This window comes from Cupriavidus sp. SIMBA_020, from assembly GCF_046535395.1.
GTDB classification, from domain to species: domain Bacteria; phylum Pseudomonadota; class Gammaproteobacteria; order Burkholderiales; family Burkholderiaceae; genus Cupriavidus; species Cupriavidus campinensis.
This window is the reverse complement of sequence record NZ_JAWRWU010000097.1, coordinates 1-419: the sequence shown is the minus strand read 5'-3', so window position 1 is coordinate 419 and position 419 is coordinate 1. Positions and strand designations below refer to the sequence as shown.

The following is a 419-nucleotide window of genomic DNA, read 5'->3' as shown; positions in this document are numbered from 1 at the left end:
GTAGTAGGCCAGGCCCAGCCGCGCCAGGTCGTCCGGATAGTCGAAGTAGGCTTCGTCCAGCGCATGCAGGCGCGCCTGCTCGGCCTCGGTCATGGCGCCGTAGATATCGTTCAGTTCGATCACTTCGGGCGCGGCCTCGAAACGATCGACCAGGCCGCGCATCTCCGCCAGGATGGCGCGCGTGCGCGCCGCGCCGATCTTGCCCAGCGCCAGCAGCGCCAACTGGCAGGTCGGATCGCCCCAATTGCACAGGAACTGCATGAAGCCGCCGTTGTTGATGTCGGCTTCCATGCGCCACAGCGCAACCAGCTCCTGCTCACGCTGCGGCAGGCTTTCCAGCTTCCACTCCACCGCCCGCAACGCCGCCAGCGCGCCTTCGTAATGCGCGTCCCACAACAGGTCGCGCACGTTCAGCATGC

The 419-nt window shown here is 66.6% G+C and carries 1 protein-coding gene; it reads right to left on the bottom strand.

From position 1 onward, the window contains the following. Nucleotides 1-419, bottom strand: a 419-nt coding sequence (locus SB751_RS28310) for a DUF4375 domain-containing protein (RefSeq protein ID WP_410748826.1), incomplete at both ends; no start/stop codon positions are given.